The organism is Paenisporosarcina sp. (assembly GCF_049671445.1).
GTDB lineage: Bacteria > Bacillota > Bacilli > Bacillales_A > Planococcaceae > Paenisporosarcina.
On sequence record NZ_JBATUX010000005.1, the window covers coordinates 1 to 4892 of the forward strand.

5 protein-coding genes are annotated in these 4892 nt (G+C 33.7%); all 5 read right to left on the reverse strand.

Translation table 11 applies throughout. From position 1 onward, the window contains the following. Window positions 1-222: 222 nt before the first annotated feature. A complete protein-coding gene (argF, locus tag WBG45_RS00140) occupies window positions 223-1188 on the reverse strand; it encodes an ornithine carbamoyltransferase (protein ID WP_424411786.1) in 966 nt (321 codons plus the stop codon). Between the two features lie 289 nt (window positions 1189-1477). Beyond that, on the reverse strand, window positions 1478-1894 hold the full coding sequence (locus WBG45_RS00145; RefSeq protein WP_424411787.1) for a CotY/CotZ family spore coat protein: 417 nt from the start codon (window positions 1892-1894) through the stop codon (window positions 1478-1480). A 102-nt stretch (window positions 1895-1996) separates the two neighbouring features. Further along, window positions 1997-3028, reverse strand: coding sequence for a YheC/YheD family protein (locus WBG45_RS00150; protein ID WP_424411788.1), 1032 nt, complete (start codon window positions 3026-3028; stop codon window positions 1997-1999). Between the two features lie 3 nt (window positions 3029-3031). Continuing rightward, complete coding sequence (locus WBG45_RS00155) at window positions 3032-4249, reverse strand: ATP-grasp domain-containing protein (protein ID WP_424411789.1); 1218 nt, start codon at window positions 4247-4249, stop codon at window positions 3032-3034. A gap of 242 nt (window positions 4250-4491) precedes the next feature. Further along, window positions 4492-4892, reverse strand: a 401-nt coding sequence (locus WBG45_RS00160) for a YheC/YheD family protein (RefSeq protein WP_424411790.1), incomplete at its 5' end; no start/stop codon positions are given.

The following is a 4892-nucleotide window of genomic DNA, read 5'->3' on the forward strand; positions in this document are numbered from 1 at the left end:
TCCAGCGGGAAAAGCGTGTCCAGGTGAGACCCCACAGACGCTTGCGTCGAGGAGGCTCACGGACCGCCCGCGGAAAGCGTCCGACTGTAACGAAAATCACTCAGTCTTTTTAACCGTGCGATTAAAAAGAAAAACTACCTAAATTCGATAAACCGAGTTTAGGTAGTTTTTATAATCAAAGTGTACTATTTCAGTGGCCTCTTACTCAGGAACTCTTGTGTATTAAGAGAGTATAGATGCCAATATCGCTTTTTGTGCGTGTAAACGATTCTCTGCTTGCTGGAATACCGCTGAATGCGAGCCATCAATAATCGAACTTGCAACTTCTTCTTCACGATGTGCTGGTAAGCAATGGAGAAATAAATAATCAGACTTTGCATGTTGAACGAGATTTTCATTTATTTGGTACCCTTCAAATGCTTGAAGTCGAGCCACTGTTTCGTCTTCTTGCCCCATACTGGTCCATACATCTGTGTAAATTACATCTGCATTCTCCACAGCTTCAATCGGATTAGTTGTTGTTTCAATGGTCGATCCATTTAATGCTGCAATTTTTTGTGCCTTTGCTAATATGCTACTGTCTATTTCAAATCCAACCGGTGAGGCAATCGATACATTTACTCCAAGATGAGCACAAGCAATTATGAGTGAATGTGCAACATTGTTGCCATCGCCAACATATGCTAGCTTTTGTCCTGGTAAATAGCCTTTGATTTCATGAATTGTTAACACATCAGCTAGTGCTTGGCATGGATGAAACAGATCTGTTAAGCCATTAATTACAGGAATCGATGCAGCGTGAGCTAATTCTTCAACCATTTTATGAGAATTGGCACGAATCATAATGCCGTCTAAATAGCCTGATAACACTTTTCCTGTATCAGAAACAGGTTCACCTCGTCCGATTTGCAAATCTCTTGCATGCATATACATTGCATGACCGCCTAATTGATTCACACCTACTTCGAACGAAATACGTGTTCGGGTTGAATGCTTTTCAAATATTAGACCAACCGTTTTTCCTACTAACAATGGAGGATGCACATCATTCTTAGCTAAGCTCTTTAGTGCGCTCGCTAATTCTAGTAATTTCTTCACTTCAGTAGAGGTAAAATCAAACCAAGTTAATAAATCTTTGCCTTTTACCGTTTCAACTACTTCAAGATTAACGTATTCTAATAATTTCATAAAAATCCACTCCCATTTATTATTATGTATTCCTTATTATAAATATGTATAGTTATTAATGCAAGTGAATATTTATGTATTTAGTTCAAAAAAAAAAGCGTCTTGCATGAAGACGTTTTTATTTTTTCTTCGCTAAAATCACTTCCCTAATCCGACAAACTGTTTGTTTATTAGTCAGTTAATTAAAACATCTCTACAACAATTCAGTATATTTATTTAGCTATTCTAGAAGGGAGTTCTTTCTTTTTGAGGAATGGATTGTCGTTTTTATTTTCACACTTTAGAATTCTTAACATTTTGGTTCTATAGAGGGGAGTGGTTTGTTTACAAGCTCTGGAGGAAGAGGATTTATAGCACAAAAACAACTTAACACAACGATTATACATTTATCGGTTTTCTTAAGGGAGTATACAGTCTCACACAATTCAACAGCATTTCCATCCATATCAATTGCTTCAAGTGGTGATAATACTGCACAGCATGTTTCCTCATTCATCTTTTCTAAACGGAAGTATGGAGTTGGTATTCCTTTGTAATAAACTGTGAATGGTTTTTGAGTTTCAATGTTAATTAGCATAAAAGGAATTGTATCAATTTTTCTAGATTTACTTACGAATTTAAGACCCAAGTCCCTTTCAGTTATTAATTTTTGTTCTGTCTCTAAAATTTTCATCGCAAGACAAATGCAACCTAATTTATTATTCATCTCTTATTCGCCCCCTTCCTTTGTGGAAGATATAATAGCATATTTCAATTTAGAATCTTTAGTGCTAGGTATATAAAGGTTAGGGCAGAGAATGAAATTGATCTATTCTTCTTTCATTTTTTGTAATGCCACATAGGCAGCATAAGGAATTGTATTCCTTGCTGCATCAAACCCTCTATTACTGTATCCTGGTCTCCAATTTACTTCATAAATCCAAAGCTTTTTATTTTTATCAATCCCTATATCAATTCCGAGTTCATCAAGTGAACTTCTATACATATCATCAAACTTTTTTGGAAATTGTAATGCAAAATGTTCTAAAGTCATTTTGATATCATAATCATCTAGACCAAATTCTCTTTCTAAAAAATTATCGAGTTTCCCAGTATAGCCCCCACTATTAATATTGCTGACAATTCCTGCTTTAGCACCTATTCGGGGATATATCAACGTAGTCTCCCATTCACCTGAACCATTCTTTTGAACATGAATCCGAAAATCAAAAGGGAGTCCTTCTTTCGTTTTACACAATATAAATGGTTGAACTAAAAACATCTTTTCTTTTATATGAGATTCTATTAGCGAAACAAGTTCTTCCTCATTAACTGTACTGTGTTTAACACCAGAAATAAGCTTAAATTTATCCTCATTTCTCTCAATAAAAATAACATTTTTTCCTTTATTTCCAGACAAAGGCTTTATCACGATTTTATTATATTGATCTAATGCATCAAAAACTATTTGGGGTTCGATAATTTCCTCGGATGGAATTAAGTAACTGCAAAATTCTGGTATATCCTTTATTTTTCTATAGACCTTTATTTTGTTTCCGATAGGATGACTTGTAAAGGGAATAATCTTCTTCAGCTTGCTATATACTTTTTTACCTTTTTTTGTTTTCATAATGGAAGGATTATATATTACATCAGGAAACATCATCTTTTTTTGAATCCACTCCCCTTTCTCATATATAAATCCATTGATACTTTTATCTTCAAATCTAACGTTCCCTGGTGAAAAGTAAAAGAATTCAATACCTTCCATTTTAGAAACCGCTGCACAAGCATAAGCTTTTTTAACTTTTTGTGGATGTTTTCTAAAATGAAGCATTCCGACTGTAACTATTTCTCTCATCTCCTATAAAGGCTCCAAATAAAATTTAATATGACTAGTTGCATTTACTGCGTTTTTCTTTGCTTCTTCCTGTGTTTCGCCTGAGGCAATAACATAAGCATAACGTTGCCCCATTGAAACTGGAGGAATCATAATTGCTCCCTTACGTGGCTTTATATAAACTTCTATCACTCCAGGTAGGTTTGTAGCAATGTTTTTACCTGTAACTTTTAATAGTTTTCCAAACGAATTAATTGTAAGATAATGGGTATATATATAGTTCTCATGTTTTCTTTCTAGGTTGGGTTCTTGATCGAGATAAGCCTTAATCGTTTCTTCCACTAAGTTAATTCCAAATGCTTCTTCGATCATTCGATTCATTGCTCCACCAGATATTCTTGGATTGATTTCAATCAACTTCCAATTACCATGTACATGTCTAATTTCAAGATGACACGCTGCATTTACTACTCCTAAATCTTTAATGATCGATTCTACGGCATCAAACAAGCTTCTGTATAAACTTTCTTCAGGATTAAGTTGTATTTCATAACCGGTTACTATAAATTTTTTTATTTTGGTGATATCCTGTTTTACAATAGCAACAATATTTAAATTACCTTTATGCACGAGAACCTCCACTATATATTGTGGTCCATCTAAATATTCTTCGATTAAAATGTCTTGATTTGGATAGAGCTTTGAAATTTTTTCTATCTTCTTTTTCATTTCAAATTTATTTTGGACTAAATAGACATCCTTCGACCCTCCAGAAACAGGTGATTTTACAATTTGCGGATAACTATGACCCTTATTAATAAAATTTCCCAATTCGTCATTTGGAAGAAATACGTCATATTTGGGAGTGGTTGCATTATTTTGTAACGTATTTCTTGTAAGTATTTTATCTTCCATTTTTTTAAAAGCTTCTACAGAGATATCCGAATTACATAATTCATTCATAAGTTGTGCAGCTAAAGATACATAAGGATCCACAAAGCTAATAATCGCCTTAATAATTCTTCCTTGATGTAGAAGTCTTTTATATTCTGTCCGAATATTATCTTCTGACATTTTTTCTAAATAAATCATTTGTGAAACATCCGAAAATTCTTTTCGTTGCATCATATAATTACTATTTTCAGTTAACAATACAGTAAAATATCCTAAACGAACCGCAGCTTTAATAGCTTCTCTACTCGATCCGGATTTCTTAGTGTCTATAAATACAATTGTGTACATGTCATCCTCCATACAAGTAAAGAAATAAAGCTTTACTTATTATTAAAATAGTTAAAGTCTACTAACTCCTTACTCTCAAATTTTAACAATTTTCTCAGTTCTATAATAATATGCACTCATAACTATGTTTGCATAGGCCAAGAAAGGTAATTTTAAACCATAGAAATATAGTTACATACGCGGTATTTGCTCCTATTAGTTGACCACTCACGTCGTTTTCTACTATTTTACGAACTATATTTCTATATATTAATAGGGAATCCAGCCAGGTATTTTGCATAGTCCAGTCTGGAATTATTGATTTTAGTAACTGCAACCTTAGGAAAAGAATTCTTATACGCAGGGCATCTGTGATTTAGTTCAAGTAAGTAAATGTGCTGCTGACAATCAATAGCAATGTCTACCCCGAGTCTAAATATATTTTCATATTTATCTATCACTCTAGCTGCTTTAATTGAAATTATTGACATTTCCTCAAGGATGCATAACACTTGTTCTTCAGAAATTTTAAACGACGCAGACATTAGCTTAATTACGTTATCCACTCTTCCTCCATTAGATAGGTTGGTAACTATACTCCCTTTGCTACCCTTCCTAGCGATTATGCCTACATCTTCCCATTGTCCAGTCTGGTTTTTCACTA